The organism is Pseudoalteromonas shioyasakiensis (genome assembly GCA_013391845.1).
In the GTDB taxonomy this organism is placed as follows: domain Bacteria; phylum Pseudomonadota; class Gammaproteobacteria; order Enterobacterales; family Alteromonadaceae; genus Pseudoalteromonas; species Pseudoalteromonas apostichopi.
This window is the reverse complement of the sequence record CP058414.1, coordinates 59,570-84,465: the sequence shown is the minus strand read 5'-3', so window position 1 is coordinate 84,465 and position 24,896 is coordinate 59,570. Positions and strand designations below refer to the sequence as shown.

At 38.0% G+C, this 24,896-nt stretch carries 21 protein-coding genes and 1 pseudogene; all 22 read left to right on the top strand.

The window, feature by feature from the left end; genetic code table 11:
• Positions 1 to 83: 83 nt before the first annotated feature.
• The 22 genes and pseudogenes from HYD28_00350 (at position 84) to HYD28_00245 (ending at position 24,888) form a co-directional block, all read left to right on the top strand.
• Positions 84 to 2,765, top strand: a complete 2,682-nt coding sequence (locus HYD28_00350) for an SLBB domain-containing protein (protein ID QLE07540.1) — start codon at positions 84 to 86, stop codon at positions 2,763 to 2,765.
• A 33-nt stretch (positions 2,766 to 2,798) separates the two neighbouring features.
• Positions 2,799 to 3,867, top strand: a pseudogene (gene wecA / locus HYD28_00345) (UDP-N-acetylglucosamine--undecaprenyl-phosphate N-acetylglucosaminephosphotransferase).
• A gap of 20 nt (positions 3,868 to 3,887) precedes the next feature.
• Positions 3,888 to 4,283, top strand: a complete 396-nt coding sequence (gene gspG / locus HYD28_00340; protein QLE07539.1) for a type II secretion system major pseudopilin GspG — start codon at positions 3,888 to 3,890, stop codon at positions 4,281 to 4,283.
• Complete coding sequence (locus HYD28_00335; protein ID QLE07538.1) at positions 4,283 to 5,932, top strand: type II/IV secretion system protein; 1,650 nt, start codon at positions 4,283 to 4,285, stop codon at positions 5,930 to 5,932. Before gspG ends, HYD28_00335 begins: the two co-directional genes overlap by 1 nt.
• Positions 5,932 to 7,134 (top strand): type II secretion system F family protein, encoded by a 1,203-nt coding sequence (locus tag HYD28_00330; protein QLE07537.1) that lies wholly within the window; start codon positions 5,932 to 5,934, stop codon positions 7,132 to 7,134. Before HYD28_00335 ends, HYD28_00330 begins: the two co-directional genes overlap by 1 nt.
• Positions 7,134 to 7,541 carry a type II secretion system protein gene (locus HYD28_00325; GenBank protein QLE07536.1) on the top strand — a complete coding sequence of 136 codons (408 nt, stop codon included), beginning with the start codon at positions 7,134 to 7,136 and terminating at the stop codon, positions 7,539 to 7,541. Before HYD28_00330 ends, HYD28_00325 begins: the two co-directional genes overlap by 1 nt.
• Entirely contained in the window at positions 7,538 to 7,969 is a 432-nt protein-coding gene (locus HYD28_00320; GenBank protein QLE07535.1) for a prepilin-type N-terminal cleavage/methylation domain-containing protein, read from the top strand. The genes HYD28_00325 and HYD28_00320 overlap by 4 nt, the downstream gene beginning before the upstream one ends.
• Positions 7,962 to 8,642 (top strand): prepilin-type N-terminal cleavage/methylation domain-containing protein, encoded by a 681-nt coding sequence (locus HYD28_00315; protein ID QLE07534.1) that lies wholly within the window; start codon positions 7,962 to 7,964, stop codon positions 8,640 to 8,642. Before HYD28_00320 ends, HYD28_00315 begins: the two co-directional genes overlap by 8 nt.
• Positions 8,639 to 9,496, top strand: coding sequence for a general secretion pathway protein GspK (locus tag HYD28_00310; GenBank protein QLE07533.1), 858 nt, complete (start codon positions 8,639 to 8,641; stop codon positions 9,494 to 9,496). Before HYD28_00315 ends, HYD28_00310 begins: the two co-directional genes overlap by 4 nt.
• 8 nt (positions 9,497 to 9,504) lie before the next feature.
• Positions 9,505 to 10,647, top strand: coding sequence for a hypothetical protein (locus HYD28_00305; GenBank protein QLE07532.1), 1,143 nt, complete (start codon positions 9,505 to 9,507; stop codon positions 10,645 to 10,647).
• Entirely contained in the window at positions 10,644 to 11,210 is a 567-nt protein-coding gene (locus HYD28_00300) for a hypothetical protein (GenBank protein ID QLE07531.1), read from the top strand. The genes HYD28_00305 and HYD28_00300 overlap by 4 nt, the downstream gene beginning before the upstream one ends.
• Entirely contained in the window at positions 11,203 to 11,700 is a 498-nt protein-coding gene (locus HYD28_00295) for a hypothetical protein (GenBank protein QLE07530.1), read from the top strand. Before HYD28_00300 ends, HYD28_00295 begins: the two co-directional genes overlap by 8 nt.
• Positions 11,701 to 11,731: 31 nt before the next feature.
• Positions 11,732 to 13,813 carry a Type II secretory pathway component PulD-like protein gene (locus HYD28_00290; protein ID QLE07529.1) on the top strand — a complete coding sequence of 694 codons (2,082 nt, stop codon included), beginning with the start codon at positions 11,732 to 11,734 and terminating at the stop codon, positions 13,811 to 13,813.
• A 435-nt stretch (positions 13,814 to 14,248) separates the two neighbouring features.
• On the top strand, positions 14,249 to 15,568 hold the full coding sequence (locus HYD28_00285; protein ID QLE07528.1) for a hypothetical protein: 1,320 nt from the start codon (positions 14,249 to 14,251) through the stop codon (positions 15,566 to 15,568).
• 242 nt (positions 15,569 to 15,810) lie between these two features.
• Complete coding sequence (locus HYD28_00280) at positions 15,811 to 16,914, top strand: DegT/DnrJ/EryC1/StrS family aminotransferase (protein QLE07527.1); 1,104 nt, start codon at positions 15,811 to 15,813, stop codon at positions 16,912 to 16,914.
• 26 nt (positions 16,915 to 16,940) lie between these two features.
• Positions 16,941 to 17,513: an acyltransferase gene (locus HYD28_00275; protein QLE07526.1), complete on the top strand. Its 573-nt coding sequence runs from the start codon at positions 16,941 to 16,943 to the stop codon at positions 17,511 to 17,513.
• A gap of 5 nt (positions 17,514 to 17,518) precedes the next feature.
• Entirely contained in the window at positions 17,519 to 18,565 is a 1,047-nt protein-coding gene (locus tag HYD28_00270) for a TDP-N-acetylfucosamine:lipid II N-acetylfucosaminyltransferase (protein QLE07525.1), read from the top strand.
• 6 nt (positions 18,566 to 18,571) lie between these two features.
• The gene (locus tag HYD28_00265; GenBank protein QLE07524.1) at positions 18,572 to 19,990 is read left to right on the top strand and encodes an MOP flippase family protein; all 1,419 of its coding nucleotides are present in this window, start codon (positions 18,572 to 18,574) and stop codon (positions 19,988 to 19,990) included.
• Position 19,991: 1 nt separating this feature from the next.
• Positions 19,992 to 21,770, top strand: coding sequence for an asparagine synthetase B family protein (locus tag HYD28_00260; protein QLE07523.1), 1,779 nt, complete (start codon positions 19,992 to 19,994; stop codon positions 21,768 to 21,770).
• Between the two features lie 64 nt (positions 21,771 to 21,834).
• The gene (rfbB, locus tag HYD28_00255) at positions 21,835 to 22,926 is read left to right on the top strand and encodes a dTDP-glucose 4,6-dehydratase (GenBank protein ID QLE07522.1); all 1,092 of its coding nucleotides are present in this window, start codon (positions 21,835 to 21,837) and stop codon (positions 22,924 to 22,926) included.
• A 118-nt stretch (positions 22,927 to 23,044) separates the two neighbouring features.
• Positions 23,045 to 23,950, top strand: a complete 906-nt coding sequence (gene rfbA, locus HYD28_00250) for a glucose-1-phosphate thymidylyltransferase RfbA (GenBank protein ID QLE10451.1) — start codon at positions 23,045 to 23,047, stop codon at positions 23,948 to 23,950.
• Entirely contained in the window at positions 23,947 to 24,888 is a 942-nt protein-coding gene (locus tag HYD28_00245; GenBank protein QLE07521.1) for a lipopolysaccharide biosynthesis protein, read from the top strand. The genes rfbA and HYD28_00245 overlap by 4 nt, the downstream gene beginning before the upstream one ends.
• Positions 24,889 to 24,896 lie beyond the last annotated feature (8 nt).

Sequence of the window (24,896 nt, the reverse complement as noted above, 5' to 3'; positions counted from 1 at the left end):
GTAAACTTGTTTACCCATTTTTTTTGTTTATAAAATGATGTAGTATGCCGCGGTTATCTTTATTTTCTTAGAAGGGAAACTTTGTGAAGTTTTTTAGACTTGTAATTGCGCTTTTTATCTCGCTTTTATTTATTACTGAAGCTCATTCAGTCACTCCAACTAAGCAACAAATCGAACAATTTAAAAAACTCCCCAAATCTCAACAAGAAGCACTTGCTAAGAAGTACGGCTTAGACCTCAGTATGTTAGTCTCGGCAGACCAAAACGAAAATCAATCTACGAATGAAGTCTCAGATACTGTAATGCCTAGAGGCATGTTTGACGATAACGAAGATAACAAAAAAATTACAGCAGAAGAGAAGTTCAAACCAGAAGAAGATGAGTTAAAACCATTTGGGTATGAGCTTTTTTCTGGCGAACCAACCACTTTTGCTCCGTCAGAAAGTGCACTTGTACCTGATAGTTACATTGTTGGGCCTGGTGATACTTTTACTATCAACTTGTTTGGTAAAGAAACGTCCGCAGAAGAGGTTATTATAGATCGCGAAGGTCGCTTAACTATTAGTAATCTTAAGCCGGTTACAGTTAGTGGCATGCAGTACAGTGATGTCGTGAGCTTAATAAAAGCGAAAGTTAAACAGGAAATCATTGGTACAGAGGCTTATGTATCAATGGGAAAAACGCGCTCAATCCGCATAATGGTTTTAGGTGAAGCTTATAAGCCTGGTGCATATACAGTTCCTTCTCTAGCTTCAATTACACATGCATTATTTGTGAGTGGTGGCGTGTCTGATATTGGCTCACTTAGAAATATACAATTAAAGCGTGCAGGAAAAACAGTAACAACTCTCGACTTATATAACCTATTGATAAAAGGTGATAGTAGTAACGATGTCATTTTAAAGCCGGGTGATGTTGTATTTATTCCACCAGTTGGTATGCGAGTGAGTGTTGAAGGTGAAGTACGTAGACCAGCCATTTTTGAGCTTAAAAAAAATGAATCTAGTCAAGATTTAATAGCTATGGCAGGTGGCTTTAATGCAGCTGCATATCCGCAGAAAACAGTTGTAGAACGCTACACAGGTAATAGTTCGAGAACCGTCCTGCAACTTAACTTATCTAAAAGAGATGCATATAAACCAAATGATGGAGATGTAATTCGCGTTCCATCTTCTAGTAAAGAATTAGACAATGCAGTGACTCTGCTTGGTGCTGTTGCTCATCCAGGTAACTACGCGTGGCATGAAGGAAAAACTGTCAGTCAGCTATTTGGTTCTCTAAAAGCAGATTTACTGCCAATTGCAGACTATGATTATTCATTAATTGTTCGCGAGACTAACTTACGTGGTGATATTGAGTTACATCAGTTTTCCCTCATAAATGCAGTAAGTGGTGAAGAAGACCTAGAGCTAAAGCCTCGCGATATTGTTGTTGTATTTAGTCGTTTCCAATCTTTAGAAAGTGAAGAAAATGCCCTCGCAGGCATGGCTTTGACTAAAGAGCAGTTAAAACAACAAGAAAAAATCAAGCTTTGGGATGAGTACGAAGAGCGAAAGTTTTATGAATTTATCGATCTTGGTTCAGCTTTGGATAAGGAACTAGCTGAGACACTCTCTAAAGAAAAAGAGCAAGAAGTTCTTTCTATCACAGAATTGCTCACAAGTAAGGAAGAATTAGAAGAGCATGAGTATGCTGTTTTTAGTAGAAAAAGGTTGCTTAAACCTATTTTGGCTAAACTGAACCAGCAAGCAAATTCTGATGACGGATTACAAATTATAGGTATTCGTGGTGAGGTATTTTACGAAGGTGTATATCCAAAACCTGTGAATGCATCAGTGAAAGGAGCGCTGCTAGCTGCTGGTGGCCTAAAAGAATCTGCCTATTTGAAGAGTGCTGAAATTACTCGCTTTGCAGGGAAATCTAATTTGGAACACATTAGTATTGATTTAGCTAGATTAGTTAATGATGAGTCAAGCTCATCATTTGAGTTACAAAGCAAAGATACAATTAATATTTACCCGATTCCAAATTGGCAGCAAGATAGAAAAATTAATATTGTTGGCGAAGTAAAATTCCCTGGTGTTTATAGTATTTCAAAAGGCGAAACGTTAGCCGAAGTAATTGAGCGAGCAGGCGGTTTTACTGAGTTTTCTTATCCTGAGGGGGCTATTTTTACGCGTGAGGAAACTCGAAAACAACAGCAGCAACAACTAAAGAAGTTATCTGAAGACTTACGCCGAGATATTGCTTCTAAAAGTTTTAACAACTCTATCACGGATGCGTCACTATCGTATCAAGATATGAATAATTTAATAAATGACTTAGCGAATGTTAGGGCCGTTGGTCGTTTGGTTATAGATCTACCATCAATTATGAATGGCCAGCGTCATTTAGAGGTAGAAGATCAAGATGTACTATATATACCTTCAAAACGCTCAAGTGTAAGTGTTGTAGGTGAGGTTAACTTTTCAGGCTCACACCTTTATCAGGAAGAGCTTAGCCTTAATGACTATTTAAGCCGCAGTGGTGGTTTAAAGCAACGTGCTGATGAAGACCGTATTTATATCATTAAGGCAAGTGGTTTAATTGAAGTGCCAAATGAAGGGTCTTGGTTTGCGGTTAATAATAATTCTCAGTTATCGCCAGGTGATACTATAGTAGTACCTTTAGATTCTGATTATATTGATAACCTGACTCTTTGGAGCACAGCAACACAAATAGTGTATCAAATGGGCGTAGCTGTAGCGGCTATTAGTTCATTATAACAATGAAGTATGTTTCTTAATTAAGGCTTCATAATGACCTTTGAATTCATAACATTGATGTTTGCATTTGTTTTTTCATACATCATAATTTTGGCGATTACGCCATTAGCTGTAAAATTTGGCTTAGTCGATAAACCATGCCTGCGTAAACAGCATACCGGCACCATCCCTTTAATTGGTGGATTGTCAATCTTTTTGGCTGTGGCAATTTCGATTATGGCATTTCACCCACTAACAGTGAAAATTGTAAGTTACTTAGCTTGTGCTGCGGTTATTGTAGTTTTGGGGGTTATAGATGATTACCGTCAATTAGGTGTAAAAATTAGGTTAGGCGTCCAAGTTCTAGTTGCTCTTGTGATGATCTATAGTAGTGAAATATACATTCATAATCTGGGCAATCTATTTTTAATGGGTGATATTGACCTTGGTTGGTTTGGTATAATATTTACAGTGATTAGTGTCATAGCTTGTATTAATGCCTTTAATATGATCGATGGCATTGACGGTTTAGCTGGCTCACTTAGTATTCTCACCTTATTATCTGTTTTTATTTTAATGCTGTTTAGTGGTAACTATGCTTTGGTTTATTTACCGCTTATTATTGTTGCGACCGTACTACCTTATTTAGCGTTTAATTTAGGTATTAAAGGCCATAGAAATAAGAAAATTTTTATGGGTGATGCGGGTTTCTATGTTTATTGGTTTGAGTGTTATTTGGTTTCTAATGGTAGGCACTCAGACAACCGAATCAGCATTTAGACCTGTAACAGCGTTATGGATTATTGGTGTGCCTTTAATGGACATGATGGCAATAATAATTCGCCGTAAACGTAAGGGGCTATCCCCGTTTAGTGCTGACCGCGATCATTTGCACCATATCTTTATGCGGGTAGGATTTAGTCCTCGCAGGGCGTTGAGCTCAATATTGTTTTTTGCCATAATTTTGAGCGGTGTTGGTATTCTAGGGGAAGTTTTAAATGTTCCTGAATGGATAATGCTTGCCCTATTTTTAATTGTATTTGTGTTTTATTCTTTAGCACTACAACACTGTTGGAAAGTAGCAAGATTTCTAAGACGAAAAAAAATAGACGTCAAAAAATAACTAAATTTAAAGAGAGTTTTATGAAAAAAAATAATGGTTTTACGATGATGGAGCTACTTGTTGTTATTGTCATCTTAGGGCTTTTAATGTCACTGGTCGCGCCTAAGTTTTTTTCTAAGTTAAGTTCATCAGAGCGTAAAATAGCAGCAGCACAAATGTCATCATTTGAAACCGCTATTGATACTTATCGACTTGATTTAGGTAAATACCCAACAGAACTTTCTCAGTTACGTAAAAGTGATGATCCACGTTGGGATGGTCCTTATTTACCAAAAGATATCCCGTTAGATCCTTGGGGAAACCCTTATGTCTACAAGACCCCTGGTGAAAATGGCAATCCTTATTCACTAAAATCATACGGTAGTGATGGTAAAGAGGGTGGTACCGACAACAACGCGGATATAATACATCAATAATGCAATTACATGATTTATTAATAGAAAAGTTTAGTGTTGACCCTCAAGATCTTACTCGAGCCTTAAATTATCAGGCAAAATATAGCGGAAGGTTAGAACAAGTACTTGTAAACATGGGGAGCTTGCCAGAAGATCAAGTTCCTTTGTTACTAAGTGAATATTTAGGTATCCCACTGTTTACTAGTGAACAATACGCTAACTTTTCTGCACTAGTCATCGATAAGCCTATGCTTGATATGTTTGTTGAGCAAAGCTGGTTACCAATAACTGACAATAAAGAGCACATTTCCTTTGCTTGTAAGGATCCACTTAACCAAGTAATGAATGATTGGTTAAGTAAAAATAATCAATCTTATTCTTTATTCATTGCGAATGAAGTTGATATTCAATTATTAGCAGCAAAGTACGAAGAGCCTTTAACAGATATCGATGATGATAGTCCTTTAGATGAGGAAGAACGCCTAAAAGAATTAGCTACAGAAGCCCCTACAGTAAACTTACTAAATTCACTAATTAGCAGAGCATTACGCCAAGGTGCATCAGACATGCACTTAGAGCCTTACCAAGGCCGCTACAGGGCGCGTTTTAGAATTGATGGTGTGTTGCATGAAGCTGAAACTATTTCGGCTCGTAAACAACTGCCAATAATTACGCGTTTGAAAATCTTGTCGGGAATGGATATCGCTGAAAAGCGCCGCCCGCAAGATGGCAAAATCGAAATGAAAATTGCCAATCAAGAGCTTGATATTCGTGTATCGTCATTACCATTAAATGATGGTGAATCAGTCGTTATGCGTTTTCTAAGAAAAGAGAACGTACGTTACGATATGTCCGTTTTGGGTTTATCAGATGACATTGATGAATTGATCCGCGAAGATATTAAAACAACAGCAGGGGTTGTGTTATTAACCGGCCCTACAGGTTCTGGTAAAACAACAACCTTATATACATTTTTGAACGCACTAAATAATGATGATGTAAAAATTATTACTTTAGAAGACCCGGTAGAATACCAATTACCAGGCATAAATCAGGTGCAAGTTAATAGTGATATAGGTTTTGACTTCTCAGCGGGCCTGCGCTCTATAGTTCGTCAAGATCCTGATGTAATTATGTTGGGTGAAATACGAGATAAAGAAACTGCTCAAATTGCATTACAGTCTGCATTAACTGGCCACTTAGTATTTAGTACTGTTCATACAAATGATGCTGCAAGTGCTTATACTCGATTACTTGACCTTGGTGTAGAAGAGTTCTTGCTCAATGCTGCACTGGTGTCGATAGTTGCACAGCGCTTAGCACGAAAAGTATGTAGCAATTGCAGTGAACCTGATCCAGATGCACAAAAGCTTATAGAAAAATATAACCTGAATCAGTTTGCTGAACGCTTTAGTATCGATACGATTAATTTAGTTCGAGGTAAAGGTTGTGAGCATTGTGCTCATACCGGGTATAAAGGCCGAATGGCCGTAACAGAGTATTTACGCTGTGATAATGAAATTAAAGCAATGCCAAAAGATGCTGATTTCATACCTAAAGCTAAAAATCATAACCACTCGCTTAATCGCCGAACCTTACTCGAGGATGGTTTACACAAAGCGGTACTAGGTCATACAACTATTGATGAAGTAATACGGGTCGCAGGTTAATGGCGCTTTTTAATTACAAAGCCTATGATTCATCTGGCGCAAAATCAGAGGGGCTTATTGAAGCAACCTCTGAGCAAGATGCAATTAACAAATTAAAAGTTCAAAAGTTACTGCCATTTGAAGTTAAAGAAGAGCAAAAAAGAGCAACGACCGGTGTGCTTTTTCAAAGCAAGGTATCCTTAGCCGACCTAGAATTTTTAACAGCAGAGTTAAGTTTGTTACTTGCAACTGGAGTTAGGATTGATCGTGGCCTAGACATTATTAGGCGAACAAAAGCTAAAGCTGCATTAGCACAAATGCTTGCTAACATTAGCAGTAGCATAAAGAAAGGGAGTAGCCTTTCTCAAGCAATCAGAGCTTATCCTGATGTATTCGATAACCTTTATTGTAACTTAATTGAATTAGGTGAAGCTTCAGGAAACTTAAGCGAAATATTTGCTGGTATCGCCAAAGATCTTAAGTTTAAACGTGAACTACAACGAAAAATTGTAGGTTCACTTACTTATCCATGCGTTATTTTATTTGTTTGTATTTTAAGTATTTTTTTCATATTTAATTTCATCATTCCAAAAATGGCTGATATGTTTGGTCAATTAAGCTCGCTTCCTTGGTATACCCAGCTTATGTTATCTATTAGTGAGTGGATGAATGACTATCAAGTGTTCTTGGCATTAGCAGTTATTGCTTCAGTCCCTGCCCTTATTTGGGCAAGTAAACGTAAAGGTTTTCAGCATTGGTGGCATAAAACAGCACTAAAATTACCTGTAATAGCGAATGCGAGCGCCACAGTTGAGCGCATACGTTTTAATAGTGGTTTAAGTTTGATGTTGAAAGCTGGTGTACCTATTGACCAAGCATTAGAACTGGCTGCGGGTAATATCAAAAACCATGTACTACATCACGAAATGACAATTGCGCGAAAAAAAGTAAAACGTGGTAGTCAATTAACCCCAGCATTACAGCAAACTTCTTTATATCCACCATTTTATATTTCACTGCTTGAAGTGGGGGAAGAGTCCGGTAATTTAGATATCGTATTCGATGAAATAGCAAATCGTTCACGACAAGATTTTGAAACCTGGACAGACAATATGACGTCGTTGATTGAACCATTAATGATTTTATTTATGGGTGGTTTCGTCGGTGGTATCGTCGTTATCATGTTGATGAGCATGATCTCTTTAAACGACGTAGGCTTCTAATGACGGGCGCAAATAATAAATTTGCACATGGCTTTACCTTGATCGAGTTAATCATTGTATTAAGTATTGTTTCATTATTACTTTCGGTTGTGGCGCCAATTTCAGTAAAAGCAGTAGACAAAAGTGTAGCTAGAACTGAGCTTCTTACAACACGTAATTGGGTTAAAAGCATTGCATTTCAATCTTTTGTCGAATCGCGTTCGTATCAACTTGAGCTCAAAGGCGATATGCTTTATTTATATCAAAGTGATACAAACCAACTAATAAAAACAAAAAAATTAGAATCATTACGGTTTGATGCACTGCAAGTAAACTTCAATAATAATGGACTCGTTTCACCTACACAGATCCAAGGCTATTTTCGAGATGAACCGCTAATGATAAGTTTAGAGTCCTCATCAAAATGAAAACAAAGCACCAGTTAGGCTTTACATTAGTTGAGCTGCTTATCGCGACTATTATTTTATTCTCTTCGCTTGCAGCCGTTTCGCTTATTTATAGGGGCGCCTTTATTGCCAGTGAAAAAGCGAGCAACCATGTAAAAATGGTTGCTAACCTCCCTTCATTAATAACGCAAATCCAACAACAAATAAAGTTATCAACTTCAGAACAGTCTACCTTGTCAGGCCGTGGAGTCGGCTGGGGAGTTGAATATCAATGGCAGGCTGCAATTGTGCAAAGTAAAGTTGTTGTAGATGAGGCAATGACTCTTGAATTTGGTAGACAGGCTGCTGAAAAAAAACAAATAAATTTGTGGCAAGTCACTCTCATAGTTAAACGAAATGGTATTGAAAAAAGCTATACATTTAATGAAGTGAGTTGGCACAATGGATAAACAGCAAGGGTTTACTTTAATCGAGCTGCTGATTTCAGTGACGTTGCTTTCCCTCATAATGTTTACTGGAAACTATGTATACATGCAATTGGCTTCTCGTTGGGACAAGGAGCTTGGTAGCTTTGAGCAAGATATTGAACAGACAAAATCAATCTATATATTGCAAAACATCTTAGAGGGTATAGAACCGTACCTGATCAAGAATAATCGAGGACGCCCAGAGATGTTTTTTGTTGGCGCTGAAGACAGCCTACTGATGATGACCAAAAATGGTTATACAGATACCAAAAATCCTGAGCTTGTGAGATTAACAGCTGTTCAAAATCAACAAGGTCGCTTTGAGTTAGTTTATCAGTCGATTTCAAGTGCTAATATGTTATTAATTAACTCTGAACAAAACATCGAATTTTCAAATAAGTACACACTCTTGAACGATCTTGATAGCGTTACTTTCAGTTATTATGGTTGGAGTTCTCTTGAGCAAAAAGCACTGCAAGAGCCAGGCGAAAAACCTTTTTGGCAACCGACTTATTCAGGTCTAGATCAACAGTTAACACCTCTAGTAATCAAGCTAACCTTAGTCAAAAAACAGCAGCCAATGGAATTTTACTTCCAATTAGATAAAGAGCCTAATCGTTGGTTTGGTAATTACATTCAAACGGGTGAATTATGACAAAGCAGCGTGGAATAGCTCTTGTACAAGTATTATTAATCGTCGCAGTCGTTTCTATATTAGCCTTATACTTTACGCAGTCAGCCCGACAGCAAGTAAAAAGCGCAACTATGATGGTTGATAAGGCCCAAGCCTTAGTTGAGTTAAATAACGCCCAAGCGAATATCGTATTTTCTCTGCTGACTGAAAAGTTAACACCTATCCCTAGTCCTCCGGCTAACAATCCTCAAATTACAACGTGGAACTTTTATGGGGAGCCTTTTAAAACAACCAACAATGTTGAAGTTCGGTTACAAGACTTACGTGGTTTGCTAAATATTCACTACCCAAATCAAGTTCGCTTAAAGCGATTGTTGACCTATAGCGGCTTAAATGATTATGATGCCCAGCTTGCGATGTTGCAGATCATAGCTTGGCAGAGTTTAGAGAAGCGTTCAGACTACATTAGTGGTGGCACTGTTACACGTAATGCAGCTATTCATGATATTGAAGAGCTTGGGCATTTGGGGTTGCCTTCGAAGCAATTGGCAGTACTTGCTGAAAACACAACGCAATATAAAAAAGGCACGTTCAACCCTATGAATTCGCCTAATACGTTACTTTATGCATTATTAAGTAACGACGTTGCAGAGTATGTTATTATGCAACGTAAAGCCAATAGGTTAACGGTTAAAGACTTTGTCCAAGCAACTGGCATAACTGAAAGTGATGATATTATTTTGTACCCATCCAATTTATTCAGGGTATCGTTAACATCGAGAGTTGGGCAGGCGGTAGTAAATAAAACAATATACTTTCATTTGCAACCAACAAAAGATCCCGTGATCAATGAAGTAGCTGTTAAGACGCGATAGAGAGCATAATGATTAATAATAAAATTAAGCTGTTGTTTAAAAAATGGTTATGTAAAGTGGTTGCTTTTTATACTGATCAACCCTACGAACTTGTGCTAAATGAGCACCATCAATTTGCTTTAAAACCATCATCAGACACACAATCAACGAAGTGGTTATTAGTTGTTGGGCGTCAACACTACAATGAGCAACTCAATGCTTACCCTATTGGTAATAAAAAAGAATTAAAGCAGTTACTAGAAATTGAGAAAAAAAGTAAAGATAAACAGCAAGCTACCACCCAGACCTTAGTAACTGTGATGGCGGCAGAACAAAGCCAAGTAATGCAATGGCAATTTGCTAAAGACTTACCTAAAGCGTGGTTTACGCTACCTGAGTCGTTATTAATGAGCCAAACAGTCAATGATGGAGAAGTGATTTTAAATACTCATCATAATGCTAGCTTCATCACTAAACATCAGAAGAATGTTTGCTCATCATTGCAAAGTAAAATAATAAATAGCCCTGAACGCTTCGCTAGTATGTTTGGTATTCCGTTAAGCAAAGTAATCAATATTAATACAGAGCAAGAATATTTAGAGCGGGTAATCAATGGCTTGTATGCTGTACCTAAGCAATATTTACAAGCCTTCTTAAATATTCCAGTCAACATATTTAACAAACGCCTAGCTCTTCGATACAGTGCTATTTTTGGCGGTATATTTGTTGTCTATGGTTTATTAACTAGTGGCTACTTAGTTTTCAAAACGCATCAGCTAGAAAGTCAACTCGACGCTAACAAAGCAACAGTCAATAAAGCGCTAAATACATTGAATGTATATATGACCAGTCGTGATGCTTTACAACAGCGACAGCAATTGTTGCGACAACTTCCTATAACTAGCCCGGTTTTTATGGTTATAAGTGATTTATTTAATTCTGCAGAATTGAGTAGTATAAGCTGGCAAGAAGGGCGCTTTGTTTTGAGAGGTAAGGCAAATAAAGCGACCGATGCACTTGCGACTGTTATGCAAGATAGTCGAGTGGAAGATGCTAAGTTTGATTACCCATCGCGTAAAGAACGCGGTGGTGAAAGCTTTGTTATTAGTTTTGTTCTAAATACAGGTAATGATCAAGTGATACCTGCGGTGTCTGAGCAGGGGGCGCAATGAGTCAGTTACAACCTAAGCAGCAAATAGCTTTAGCATTGTTAGCGGTTTTATTAGTGCTTAAGTTTGCGGTAGTCCCACTACTTGATTGGCAAGATGAGCAAATAGGCATAATTAGCAACTTACAAAAGCGTGCTACAAAATCGCAAACTGTAATCGATAATCAAGCGACTATTGATTCTCAGCAACAGCAAATCAGTAAGCAGCTAGAGAGTATTAATCGGTTATTTGTCGAGCCACAAAAAGATACAGAGTTTAAACTTGCTATGCAGCAAAAAGTTGAGCAGTTGATGGCAACGCATAATCTACAGATAAACAACAGCAACTGGTTGGTCAGCCTTAAAGTAGCAGAAGACAGCTTGATGCGTCATCAACTTACATTAAACATAAGTGGTAAACTGATAAACTTTCAAAATGTGTTGGTGCAACTAGAAACGAACACGCCATTAATGCAAGTTAGTGATTTTAATATGCGTATGAAAGGTCAAACTGCGCAAGAACTTGGTCAGGTTGATGGTACAATTCAGCTAAGCTTTTATATGCAACAAGGAGAACCTAATGAATAGAGCAATACTTATTCCTAGCGTTCTTATTTTATTGTTATTAGCTTTAGATTTTAGCAATCGTTTAATTTTAGAAAGCACCAAAGCAGATAACGACTTTAACCAGAAAAGTTTAAAGGTTATGCCTTTGCCGTTACTATCTGAGACAACAAGGCAAACACTAGAGCAAACATACAAAAAATACAGCCAACCCGTGCAAAATACACAAGTAGCAGAAAAAGGCTTGTCCGCGGCTGAACAAGCAGAGCAAAATGGTGAACTAATTAGCGTATTTGCTGGCGATTATGAACTTAAACTAAAAGCTGTAATCACTACAAATGAACCTTATGTATTAATAGAACAAAAAAATATCAATGACGATAATACACAACTTGTTAAGTATGCCGATATGCAAACAGTGCATGGTTATAGCTTAAAAGTATTGTCAAATACCGAAGTTGAGCTTACTAAAGGTCAACAAAATATTACTTTAATCATGTACCAACGTGGTTGATAAACAACTAGTTATAGTGTCCGGAAAATTTATGAAACATAGCAAGGCCATTTTTTTAGGCATGGTTGCGATGAGTGTACTTACAGGGTGCGCAAGATCAAATAGCGGTATTACCGCGGCGCCATCGTATTTAGAAAAAGCACAGACAAATAATGTTACAGCAACAGACGTAGACAAAGTTGAAGATACGCAGCAAGCTAAAAAAGCAAACCAAGGAATTGTTTACGTAGAGCCGTTACAAAATAAAAGCAGCCTAAAATCAAGCCAAACAGACCTTGCAAGCCAATTTAGTGATACTGAGCAAGTTAAGTTAACTGCTGATAGCTTACTAGTTAAAGATTACCTGCATTATGTGTTTGGTGAGTTATTAAATGTTAATTACATTTTGGGTGAACAGCTAAATACGAGTAAAGCTCAAGTCACATTAAATCTTCAAGATGCGTTAAGTAAGCGTAAATTGTTTACAATCAGTGAGCAAATGCTGCAAGAAAGAGGCATTGTTATTCGTTTTCAAGACGGCATTTATTACATTCATCAATCAGAAGATGGTATATCAAATAACTTAGTGTACGGTTATGGTGCTAACCCTGAAGATGTACCTAATACTTCGAGCGAAATTGTACAACTCGCGCCTTTTAAAGCAGGTATGCAGACCTCCTTATCAAATACAATTAAACAGTTAACAAAAGTAGATGCTAGACCGCTATTCGAGCAGCAAGCGATAATGTTTAAAGGTAAGCGAAACGATATTATTAAGGCGCTTGAGTTCATGCAGTTAGTTGATCAGCCCGTGTTTCGTGATCGTTCAATAGGCATGTACAAATCAAGTTTTGTTCCAGTCGATGAATTGAGTAAACAATTACAAGATTTACTTAAGCAAGAAGGCATATCAGTGAGTATAAATGCGTCAAGTGAGCAAGCTATTTCTATTGTGCCGCTTGAGCGCACGAATACCATGGTGTTTTTTACAAACAACAAAGATTTTTTGAAGCGAGTGTCGTTTTGGGCAAAACAACTTGATAAACCAGCTGACGGTAATCAAGAGCAATACTTTGTATTTGTACCAGAGTTTGCAAGAGCTGTAGATTTAGGCACAAGTATTCAAAATCTTTTAGGTGGAGGCAGCGCTCAGACTTTATCGAATAGCACCTCAGCTGCGAGCCAAAATCAACAACTAAATACTTCTAGCCAGTCAAAAAAATCAGCTTCTGCAAATGTTTCAGTTCAATCTGATGGTATTAAGATGGTAGTTGATGAACGTTCTAATTCATTGATTTTTTATACAACGGGTGATGCCTATCGTAACTTACTTCCTATGATTAAACGATTAGATATTATGCCTAAACAGATCATGTTAGAAGTAATGATTGCAGAGGTCAGTTTGACCGATGTGTTTAAACAGGGAGTTGAATTTGCTCTTACAAACTTAGGAGCAACGACTCAAGGTGGGTTTACACTTAATGCAAATACACAAAATAGTCCAGGCCTAACTTACGCCTTGTCTGGAGCTGCTGGTAGCTTGGCAATTAACTTATTGCAAACTAATGATTATGTAAATGTACTATCAAGGCCAACACTCGCAGTGCGAGACGGTGTTGAAGCAAATATTAGTGTTGGTGACCGTATCCCTGTTGTAGGGGAGATTGTTAGTGATTCAACTAATGGGTCTCGTACATCTGTGAACTACTTAGAAACAGGTATCGATTTAAAAGTAACGCCAACCGTTAATGCGCAAGGTGTAGTTGTTTTAGAAATAAGCCAAGATATAAGTACTCAAGCAGATGGTACTGGAGCAGAGGGAAATCCAATTGTGTTTGAGCGTAGTTTACAGACAGAGGTAATTGCTGCAAATGGTCAAACAATTATGCTTGGCGGGCTAATTAGCGAAAACAGTACGTTAAGTGATACCTCAGTGCCTTTCTTTTCTAGTATTCCATTATTAGGAAAGCTGTTTGATAAAACAAATAATAACTCTACTAAAACAGAACTTGTTGTATTAGTGACACCCCGAATCATAGGTAATACAGCTGAATGGGAAAGTGTTTACGAGCAGTTTAAAGAAGGTCTATCTGAATTAAAGTTATCAACAACCCCAAATAGGGGGGGGGGTTAATTAGATTGGTAATTAAATCGACTGAAAGTACTAAAACTGTATTGTTCAAAAATTTAGTCGCTTGAAATGTTCATTAATTGATGTAAATAAAACACAGCATAATTAGCATAATACAATATAGTACAAAAAACACCCAAAACAGCTTGTGTAAACAATTGTAACGAAAGACTTTTTTTTTAACTTAAAAATTTACATTATATTTAAGCTTCTGAAAATTAAGGTTTTTAAAAGGTGTACATAGAATCCATAAAACTGTAATATAAATTTGTTAGTGTAACGACTGTTAATTACTTGACAATAAACTAACATTCATTAGACTAATTCTGAATCTGACTAGTAGTCACTTAGGTGACGGCCTATAGTGCATGGTCATTCAAAACTAAAAAAAAAGGAACAATGAACGTTCCTGTTTCATGAAACTTTGGAGAATATATAATGTTCAAAAAAACTCTATTAGCACTAGCTCTTACTGGTGTTGCTGGTGTTGCTAACGCTGGTTCTATCGCTGTAACTGGTGGTTCAAAAAACATCTCAATCGAAGGTAATGCTACAACAGCTAATGCTGGTAAAATCGATGCTGCTGACCTTGGCTCTGTAGTTCTAACTCCAGGCAGTGACTACATTACTAATGACCTTTTAATCGTTAAAGTAACTGGTGCAACTTTTGACACTACAGTAACTCCAACAATCACTGTAAGCGCTGGTTCTTCACAGTTTGATTTTGTTGATTACTCAGACGCAAATACTTTACGTCTACGTGTTTCTCAAGCTGACCACGCTAAAGCAAACACTATTACAGTTGCAGGTTTCCGTCTAGTTTCAGGCACACCTTCAAACAAACAAAAAATCACAGTTGCTACAAATGCAATCTCAGTTAACCCGTTAATCGGTAACTATGATGCAGCTAAAGCAGTTGAGCTTGGTCAATTTGTAAACCAGCTTTCTTACAAAATCACTAAGTTAGATGGTGAAGTTTCTACTGGTAAAGGCCGTGCACAATTCACTGGTACTTCAGCACTAGCGGACGAGTTAACTCTTGCTGCTACTAACGATACATCAGCTGTTGATGCACTTACTTTCACTAAAGAAACTCACGTAATTAAAGGTGATTTCTCTTACCTAGCTGACTACGATCTTAAAGCAAACGGTGGTGACGAAGACGGTACTGTTGAGCCAGCTGAGCTTGCTAACGCAATCACTACAACTGGTTTCACTTCAGCTTCATTCTCAATCAATACTGGTTTAAACGAGTTAACAGTTAAAGATACAACTCTTCCTGCTGCTTCTTCAACTTTAACTTTCAAAGTAATCGGTCAAGCGAATGGTGGTTCAGTACTTAAAGCTCCACAATCATTCACTATTGATTCAACAGTTGCTGATGCATCTACTACAGTTGCTTTAGCTACAGCTTCTGCTGGTTCTTGGTCTCTTGATGGTTCAACTGACGACATCGAGCTTATGCCTTTCGGTTCTGAGTACGCTCAGTCAATCACTGTTGCTAACCGTGGTTCTGTTGAAGGTGCAATCACTGTAACTCTTAAAGCTGAAGGTAAAACTTACACTAAAGAGCTTACTCAAATGGCTGCTGCTAACTCTGTAACAAACATCAGCCTAGAAGTTGCTGCATTTGCTAAAGAGTCAGGCATCACTGGTAACGCACACGTAAACGTAGTTGTTAATGCTCCATCTAGCAACATCGGTGTTAAAGGTGTTTACTACCACAAAGCTTCAGCTGACCGTGTATTAACTTACTAATAAGTATTTAGTACATAACCAGCTATGGTTTTAAAAAAGCGAGCCCTTGGCTCGCTTTTTTTATGTATAACGTTTACTTGCTCTAAATGAGAAATTGTTAATCTAGGAGGCGACAGGTTTTATCCCTAAAAAGGTTAAGTATTATTGCGGATTGCTATTAATCAAAAATTCCTTTCTCCGCTAGCCCCTGTAATCGTTGTTTGCTACACTTCGACACTGTTTTTGTTTTGTGAGCATGATGAGTGAAGTATCCAATAGTAAAACCGTTTTTGCCTTCAATCGACGCGTACAAAGCGCAAATTGATGGTGTATTTGAACGCTGCTGGTTAACAAATAATGGCCCGTGTTTGCAGCAATTTGAGCAACAACTAGCAGAATATTTAGGTGTTGAATATTTACTATTGGTTGCTAACGGCACATTAGCATTGCAAGTCGCATTTGCTGCATTAGATACTAAAGGAACGGTATTAACCACACCTTTCTCATTTGCTGCAACAGCAAGTTCTCTCAAGTTTGCGGGTATTACCCCCGAGTTTATTGATATAGACCCACGTACTTATAATTTAGATATTAATAAAGCAACGCATTCACAGCTTAATAGTGCGACAGCGGTTTTAGCTGTGCATGTTTTTGGTAACCCATGCGATGTAGAGGCGATAGAGAACAAAGCAAAAGAATATAACTTAAAAGTTATATATGATGCTGCTCATGCTTTTGCGAGCGATATTGATGGGAAAACGGTGCTTGATCATGGTGATGTAGCAACGTTAAGCCTACACGCTACAAAGTTGTTCCATAGCGTGGAAGGCGGTGCCATCATCTTTAAGCATGAATCTGATTATTTAAAAGCAAAGCAATTAATTAACTTTGGTTTTGATGCAAAACTATACCCAGAACTGGTTGGTATTAATGCTAAAATGAGCGAAATGCACGCTGCTATGGGGTTATCTGTATTCGAGCATGTTACTGAGATAACCCAGAAAAGGCGTGACCTTGTTACTCATTACCATCTACTTTTAAAAGCGACTGCAGAGCAAGGCCTATTGAGTTTACAGGCTTGGCACCCTCAAGGTGTAAATAATGGTGCATATATGCCTGTAGTCCTTAAAAGTGAACAACAATTGTTACAAGTACAGACTAAGTTGCTCGAACAAGGTATTCAAACAAGACGCTATTTTTATCCGAGCTTATCTACAGTCCCTGCTTATGGAATGCAGGGCAGCACGCCACATGGTAATGAGTTAAGTTTACGAATTTTATGTTTACCTATGTTTACTGATTTGACATTAGAAGGCGTTGAACAGATTTGCAGTAGTTTAATTTCAGCACTTGAAAGCAGTTGTTGATATACACCCATTTAATAGGAAGCTAGATGGCAATTTATACGCGAGATGAATTACTCAGCCTGGGTCTTTCAAAACTCGGTGAGAACGTAAAAATATCAAAAAAAGCGTCTATTTACGGTGCTTCAAGAATCTCTATAGGCGACAACGTCCGCATCGATGATTTTTGTGTTCTCTCTGCTGGAGAGGGCGGTATTACATTAGGCAGTCATATTCATCTTGCCGTATACAGCTGCCTTATTGGCGCTGGGCATATTCAATTGGCCGATTTTTGTAATATTTCTTCAAGGGTTGCTATCTACTCAAGCAGTGATGATTATTCAGGGGCTTTTTTAACTAACCCGACTATTGATAGTGAGTTTACTAACGTTGAACATGCCCCTGTAACACTAGCTAAGCATGTAATTGTTGGAAGTGGCAGTGTTATTTTACCAGGTGTTACGTTAGAGCAAGGTGTTGCTGTTGGCGCATTAACTATGGTGAATCGTTCTTTAGCTGCTTGGGGGATTTACGCAGGTCAGCCTGCAAAATATATTAAAGCGCGAGAAGATGGCTTACTTGCGCATGAAAAATCTTTCCTAGCAGCCTACCAAACTAAATAATCGATATGACAAAACGTATAATCCATATCTTTGCTGATACGCCGCATCACTATAAACCGATGCAACAATTTTTTGAACAACAATGTAGACCTGACGCTGAACAATTGTTTTGGGTTAAAACACCCGAATCGATTCCAAACTTTGTAAATTATAAGAATAATGCAGAGCTTTTTGCTTTGCTTGAGAGTACAGCTAAAGAAGACCAAATAGTATTTCACGGCTCTTTTGACATGCATGTTTGGAAAAAACTCTTGCTTAGTTCGGTCACAAAACGCTGTAGTTGTGTACTTTGGGGGGCTGAGCTCTATCGTCATACAAGGCCGAAGCGCACCATAAAAGAACGTGTCGTCCATGTTTTACATGCATTAGTGATTAACCGATATAAGCAAGTATTTGCTTTAAATAAAGGTGATGCAAAACTTGCTCAACACGTATTATTTAAGCGAAATGTTAAAGTGCTGCCATATCCACTCATCGGGATGAAAGTTGAACAAGACCGCGAGCAATTAACGTCTGAAAAACCACTTAAAATACTCGTAGGTAATTCGGCATCAGCGAGTAATAACCATATTGACGCTTTAAACAAGCTTGCTCATTTGGCCAATGAAAATATCGAAATTATCATGCCACTTAATTATGGTGGTGAGCAAAGTTACATTGATGAAGTGGTTAAACATGCAACGACACTATTTGGTGATAAATTTATTGCTATCACTGAAATGCTTAACAAGCAAGACTACGATAAATTACTAAATGATGTGCATTTAACGGTGTTCGCTCAACATCGTCAACAAGGGTTATATGTTGCATATGCCATGTTATTAATGGGTAAACCCATGTTTTTGCTTTCAGACACATCTAGTTATAACTACTTAACTGAGCTTGGCTTTGAAATTTACAAAACTGATGAAGTAGCCAGCATGAGTTATTCAGAGCTAAATAATTTAATTAGCAAAGATAATAACCGTAACCCTGACTTGATGAACCAACATTTTACTGAGCAAGCATTAGCACCTAAATGGCGCAATATGTTAGAGCAGCTCCATGGATAAATTAGTATGAGTGTCGCACGTGATGCTGTATCTGGCGTATCTTGGACTGCCTCTGCCACACTTATTAAAGGTGGCCTTCAGTTAGCGCAGCTAGTTGTACTTGCTAGGTTCTTAACGCCAGCAGAGCTCGGTGTACTGGCAATTATACAGTTGGTGGTAGGGTTTGCCCAAATCTTTGGCGATGCAGGCATTTCAAACGCCTTGATATTCCATAAACAGTTAGAAAAATCACAACTCAACCAGTTATACCTAGTCAATGTAATTTTAGGTATCGTTATTTCTTTGCTAGTGCTTATGATGGCTGTGCCTACTGCGTCTTTCTTTAACATGCCACAACTGTCTTTGTTGTTATGTTATTTGTCTCCGGTATTTTTTATTCGCAGTTTAGGGCAGCAGCAGTTAGCCTTGTTACAGCAAAAAATGCACTTTAATAGTATTGCCAAAATTGAAGTATTCGCCAGTGTGGCAAGTTTTATAGCATTAATTATATTGTTAGCAGTTGATTTGAGATTAGAGTCAGTTGTGTTTTCTCAATTGCTGAATGCTCTGCTTTTAAGTACCTGCTTTTTAGTTGGCTTCCCTCTTTTAAGGCCTGGGTTTAGCAAGTTAAGTTTAAACAGCATTATCGCACCAATTAAGTATGGTCTATATCAAACAGGTGAGAGCTTCGTAAACTTTATAAGTGCCCAGCTTGATCAGTTGCTGATCGGTAAATTACTAGGGCCAGAAGTTCTTGGTATTTATGCTTACGTTAAAGCCCTTGTATTTAGACCTGCATTACAATTGATTAATCCAGTGGTAAATAAAGTGGCCTTCCCGCTTATTGTTAAACATAAAGAAACGCATAGCTTAGCTATTTTATATGGCATGGTGATTAGGCTACTTAGCTTAATCAATATACCTTTGTACTCTTTAGTTGCTCTATTCCCTGAGTTTATTTTAGGAATGGCTTATGGAAATGAGTGGCTGGAACATGCTGAGCTTCTTCGTTGGCTTGGCTTATATATGCTTATCATATCTATGATGAACCCTATCGGTGTGCTGTTGCGTGCTAGTGGTGAAGTAAAACGTGGTTTTTGGTGGAATATTGCAGTAACAATTGTGCGTCCCTTAGTTATCGTACTTTCAATTAATGAAGGTATTACGGTAATGGTGCAAGCGCTGGTTGCGTTACAGGTTTTATTATTTTTACTGCACTGGAAACTTCTTATTAAGCCTATTAGTGGTTTGTCTTTTTTCCAGTTTGCTGCCGCACTCGGGCCAGCATGCATAGCATTTTTTGCGATAGCAGCCTTGTTGTTATTACTTATACAGCCATTATTAATATTAGCTCCAGTATATTTGTTTGTGCTTATTTGTGTAGGTTACTTAATCGCAATTACACCGCAACTACTCAAGTTTTACAGTTTTATTCGAGGTTCTTAGTATGCCCGGTATGATCGGTTTTATTAGCCCAGACCAAGTAGCAGAAGATCATGATTGCTTTGCGAATGTAGCAGGCGATAAACATAGTTATTTTGTTTCGCAGCACTATCAGCACATGCTTAAAAATGTTGAGCATATAGCGTGCTACGAATATAGCGATGATCGTTTGCACGTCACTATTTGGGGCGATATCTTTTCAATCAATGGTAATGACTGTAAAACTGAAGATGCGCTACAGAATCTTTGCGAGCAGTACCTAATTGATAACCTACTTGAGTTTTGTCATGGCTTAAATGGTTACTTTGTTTTTTCGGTATATGATAAACAAACACAAGCACTTCATTTGGCAACAGATCGCTTCGGTATTAAACCACTTTACCTATGGGTTGAAGGTGATCGTATAAAAGGGTTTGCAAGTGAGCCAAAAGCCATACTACTGCACCCAGACTACACACAAGAGATCGATCAGTCGGCTTTAGATACCTATGTTGATGTAGGGCACATGCTTGGTGAGCAAACTTTATTTAAGAATATACGACGTGTGCCAGCGGCAACATTAGTCACTATTAATACCCAAGCAGAACACTATCAGCAGCAACTCTATTGGCAATGGTCAGAGATTAAACCACTAAATGACATCTCGTTTGATGAGGCTGTTGATAAATCTTATCAGCTTTTTGATGCTAGTATGGCTCGATGTATGAGTGTGGTAAAACAGCCTAAATTAGCGATCACGCTAAGCGGAGGCCTTGACTCTAGAGTTTTACTAGCAGGAGCCAAGCAGCATTATAAAGGCGAAATTAAAACATTTACCTTTGGTGAACCAAGCTGTGATGACGCCGTTATAGCCAAACAAGTGGCAGATTTCGCAGGGGTATCTAACCAGTTGGTTGCAATTGATCAAAGCAATTGGTTCTCTGGCAGAGAACGTGGTGTTTGGTTGACTGATGGCTTAAAGAATATTTTACACATGCATGCACTTAGCTCTGTAGAGTTGATTGCGCAAGAGTCTAATTATTTACTCAATGGTTATTTAGGTGATGTGACTTTTGGCGGGAGCTATTTATTCCCTGAGTCGCAAGCAACAATCTCAAAGCAGAAAAGAATTGCAACTCGCTACACTAAGCATGTTCAACATGCAAACATTGATCATGACTACTTTACACATGAAAATGATGATCCAGTGCTTATCTATAATCGCGGAGTACGCTTTATTGGCGCTGGAAGTGATTTATTGAGTCATCAGTTACATAACCTTAAACCGTTTATGGATAACGATTTGGTTGAGTTTCTTTATTCTCTACCAGAAAGCTTTAGACGTAATGGTAAGTTATACCACGCAATGTTGTTACGTTATTATCCTGACTATTTTGCAGCGATCCCTTGGCAACAAACAGGAAAACCAATTTCATTGACCGAAAATCAAGTTGAGCCAAAGGTAAATCCAGTTAAGCAACAATTAGTAAAGCTAATAAAAGGTTCTTTGTTTGAAAGAGTGGCACGCAAGCTATATCGCTCAATTGCCCCTAAGAGACACTATGTAGCCTACGACACTTGGCTCAGAGAAACGCAATTTAAGCAGTATCTTACAGATATGTTATGTATGCCAAATAGCCGAGTCGCAACATTAATTGGCAATGACCAAGTTAATAAAATTCTATCCAAGTTCTTTGCAATGGACGACTCAATTCGCCCTGAAAAAATAGGCAGTTTATTAACGTTAGAATTGTATTTAGAACAGTTAGAAAGCGGCAAAAAATCTGCAGGTTATAGCAAATAGGCTGTATATTTGCGATAATTCGCTGCTGTTGAAAAGCTAATTAATTTAGTTAAAAAGGGTGTGGATGAAAACGATTATAGTAACAGGTGGTGCAGGGTTTATTGGAAGTGCCGTGGTACGTTTTTTAATAAACGAAACAGCGCATAAAGTTATAAACCTAGATAAGCTCACATATGCTGGAAATTTACAGTCACTTAAAAGCGTAGAAAATAACGAACGTTATACCTTCATTCAAGGTGACATTTGTGATCGTGCAACTGTCGACTCACTTTTCCAATCATATCAGCCTGATATTATAATGCACCTAGCTGCAGAATCGCATGTTGATCGTTCAATTGATGGGCCTGGCCAATTTATTCAAACAAATATTGTTGGTACATATACCCTACTTGACGCAGCACGAGGTTATTGGGCAAGCTTAGATACCAATAAGCAACAAACCTTTAGATTTCACCATATTTCGACAGATGAAGTTTATGGTGATTTACCTCATCCAGATGATGTAGAAAATAGCTCAGGTTTGCCTTTATTTACAGAGCAAACATCGTATGCGCCTAGTAGCCCTTATTCTGCCAGTAAAGCAAGCTCTGATCATTTAGTGAGAGCGTGGCACCGCACTTATGGTTTACCTGTCGTTGTTACCAACTGCTCGAATAACTATGGCCCGTTTCATTTTCCTGAAAAGCTGATCCCACTAGTCATTTTAAATGCGTTAGAAGGCAAGGCATTACCTATTTACGGTGATGGGTCACAAATTAGAGATTGGCTATTTGTTGAAGATCACGCGCGTGCTTTATACACCGTTGCGAGTGAAGGTAAAGTAGGTGAAACATACAACATTGGTGGACATAACGAAAAAACAAACCTTGAAGTAGTAAAAACTATTTGTAGTTTGTTAGATGAGTTAGCACCAAGTAAAGATTTAGCAGAAGGGTATGCTTCACTAATCACCTATGTTACAGACCGTCCTGGCCATGACCGTCGTTATGCAATCGATGCAGCTAAAATTGCTGACCAACTAAATTGGACACCTCAAGAAACGTTTGAGTCTGGTATTCGAAAAACAGTGCAATGGTATTTAGACAATCTAGATTGGTGCCAAAATGTTCAGGATGGCTCATATCAACGTGAGCGACTAGGTGCAGCCGAAGAATAATTGCTAGCTTTTGCAGCCTAAATTGGACGTTTCGATAAAGAAAGTTGAGTGTAAAGTAAGCATACCTAAGCGCTCAGAACTGACCATTAAATGAAGTATGGAAATGAGTAATTCACAAATGAACAATGACAATTCATCATTACGCAAAACAAAAGGCATCATACTTGCCGGTGGTAGTGGTTCACGCTTACACCCGATAACTCAAGGTGTTTCTAAGCAAATATTACCGATTTACGATAAACCGATGATTTACTATCCATTATCGGTGCTAATGCTTGCTGAAATTAAAGATATACTCATCATTACTACACCTCAAGATCAAGCGCAGTTTAAAACTCTATTAGGTGATGGCAGCCGTTTTGGTATCAATTTGAGCTACGAGGTACAGCCAAAACCTGAAGGCCTAGCACAAGCTTTCATTATTGGTGAAGAATTTATTGGCGACGATAACGTTTGCCTCATTTTGGGTGATAATATTTTTTATGGTTCTAACTTTTCACCAAAGTTAAAAGCCCATGCAAAACTTGACCAAGAAGCATGTATTTTTGCATATCAAGTAAACGACCCTGAAAGGTTTGGGGTTGTTGAAGTAGATGAAAACTTTAATGGTATTTCAATTGAAGAAAAACCGTTAGAGCCCAAATCTAACTATGCAGTAACAGGATTGTATTTTTACGATAACTCAGTTATTGAAAAAGCCAAAAAGGTCACTCCTTCAGCTCGTGGTGAGTTAGAAATTACAGCAATTAACCAAGCATATTTAGACGAAAACCGCCTTAAAGTTGAAGTGCTAGGGCGAGGCTTTGCATGGCTAGACACAGGCACGCACGATAGTCTGATGGAGGCGTCGCTCTTTGTACAAACAGTTGAAAAGCGCCAAGGCTTCAAAATAGCCTGTCTGCAAGAAATTGCTTATAAGCAGGGGTGGATCACTAAAGAGTCTTTAATAGAGCAAGGGCAAGCTTTAAGTAAAACAAGTTATGGTCAGTATTTATTAAAATTGGCAGCAGGGAAAGCGCAATGACAGGCACTGTAAATCAGAACGTAAGTTCACAAAAGCCCTTTGATCTGATTGAGCTTTGGTTAGTACTTTGGAACAAAAAGTGGTTAATCATATTTTTATCAATCGTTTTTAGTGCAGCAATTTTAGCTTACTCGTTAACCTTGCCAAATATGTATAAGTCGACGGTACTGTTAGCGCCGCAAAAGCAGCAAGAAAGTGGTGCCTTAGCATCACTAGGGCAGTTGGGTAGCTTAGCAAGTGTTGCAGGTATCAATTTAGGTGGTGCTGGTGATGACACTGCTGTGTATTTAGAGATCATCAAATCAAAAGACTTTCTATATAAATTTATTGAGCAAAATAACGTAAAAGTGAATTTATTCGCTGTAAAAGAATGGAATAGAGATTCTCAGCAGCTGGTAATCGATCCTGCGCTTTATAGCGACGGAAAATGGAAAGTAGACGAAGAGACAAAAGAAAGTCTAGAACCTTCAATGTTCGAAACATATGAGAGACTACTTAAAAAGCTTTCTGTACAACAAGACAAAGTAAATGGTTTAGTTAAAATTTCATTTGAGCATATCGACCCTCGCATTTCTAAGCAGTATGTAGAAAATATCGTTGCATTGATTAACAAATCGGTTAGAGAGCGTGAAATAGCTGAGAAAAAAGAAAGCATAAAGTACTTAAATGAACAGCTATCAAAAACCAACGTAGCCGAAATGCAAAACGTATTCTACACAATTGTAGAAGAGCAAACCAAAGCAATGTTACTTGCCGAGGTTCGTAAGGATTTTGCGTTCAAGATTATTGAAAGTCCTATCATTGAAGAACGAAAGTCATCTCCTAACAGAGCGGTTATTTGTATTCTTGGTGCTATTTTTTCAGGGTTCTTTGTTTGTGTAAGCATCTTATTGCTACATTTTGTTCGTATTAATAATCGTCAGCACAAAGGTGATTAAGCCAAAGT